The sequence below is a fragment of the Companilactobacillus mishanensis genome, assembly GCF_003946505.1.
Classification (GTDB): domain Bacteria; phylum Bacillota; class Bacilli; order Lactobacillales; family Lactobacillaceae; genus Companilactobacillus; species Companilactobacillus mishanensis.
The window spans coordinates 1-1395 of sequence record NZ_RHON01000027.1 but is presented as its reverse complement, the minus strand read 5'-3'; the positions used below and the strand labels follow the sequence as shown (position 1 = coordinate 1395).

The 1395-nt window shown below is 38.1% G+C and carries 2 protein-coding genes; both read right to left on the bottom strand.

What is annotated here, in order from left to right; all coding sequences use genetic code 11:
- The coding region (locus tag EKM63_RS11245; protein ID WP_318530642.1) for an IS3 family transposase at positions 1–865 on the bottom strand (865 nt) is incomplete at its 3' end.
- Positions 865–1395, bottom strand: a 531-nt coding sequence (locus EKM63_RS11240; protein WP_125706639.1) for a helix-turn-helix domain-containing protein, incomplete at its 5' end; no start/stop codon positions are given. The genes EKM63_RS11245 and EKM63_RS11240, both read right to left, overlap by 1 nt.

Below are 1395 nucleotides of genomic sequence, written 5' to 3'. Positions count from 1 at the left end.
CATTTGGGGTTAACCAGTTGTTGGATGATCTGATTCGTTTCGTATTGTAGTAACGGATCCAATTGTCTATTGCACTTTCTAGTTCTGCACGTGTTTTGTAATGATGGTTTAAGGTTGTTCCTACTCTTAGTTGATGGATAACACTTTCGGTTGGTGCGTTATCATGTGGGGTTCCTTTACGCGACATACTTTGTCTGACGTGTGCTTTCTTCAGAATCCCAACATACGTACCGCCCTGATATTGGATTCCCTGGTCTGAATGTATTGTTGTTTTATATGGTGCAGTTTTGGCTAGTTCTATTACTGGAATTAAAGAATCAGTTACGAGTTCAGTGTTTGGATGAAGAGAAATGCTATAAGACAAGATTTCTCCTGAGAAGAAGTCTTCAAATAGAGATACATAGATGCGTTCGTCGGTAGTTTTGTTTCCCCACCGTGCCTCTAATATGTCCGTACCTATCTTCTGTAATGGACGGTCAGTTTTAAATTTACGATGGATATAGTTCTTATGTTTTTTATCGCCTTCGCCTGCGAAACTATTGTATTTGGCAACTTTCTTATTGAAAGACGTACTTAATAATTGATTCTCTCTCATAATTCTAAGAACACGCTTCTCATTAACTCGTTGCTCATTTCTTTCTGCTCTCAGAGTATTAATGTATCTTGTCATCGGACGATAGCCGATTCCGTCTGGGTCCTCAACTTCAGGGTCATTTCGGACCGCAAATATATCTCTGATGATTGAGTCATCATGTTTCTGATGAGGTTTATATGATCTCTTATTAGCGTCGTGATAACTGCTAGAACTCATTCTAGCAACTTGCAATAGAACAGCTAACTTGAATCTAGGCCGCAATAAATTGATTACTTCGACTTTTTGTCTGTTCGATCCATTACGGCTTTCAATTTTTTTAAGTATTCATTCTCAGCTTTCAGATACTCATTGTCTCGTTCCAATTGCTTGATTTTATCATCACTATCTAACTTCTTTTGATCATCATTTCTTCTTAATTTCTTATTGTCTTTAGACATATTTGAGACTCGCTTCCTGCGGTCAGCTAGTCCATCAAACCCATGAACATCATACCTTCGTTTCCATTGCCACACGGTTCCTTCATTTGGGATATCGAAATGTCTTGCGGTGACTGGAAATGACGCACCATTCTTCACTAACCAAGTAATAACCTCCATTTTGAAGGAAGAGGTGTAGCTTGGCAACTTATTTGAACGTTTCAGTCCATCTATTCCGTAGGTTTCATATAGATATTTCCATCTTAAAATAGTTGCCTCCTGGGAAATACCTAACTTATGACAAATCGTAGTACTACCTTGTCCAGATTCATACATTGAAATTGCCTCTAATTTTTGGTCAATCGTATATTTGGCCATAGAAAA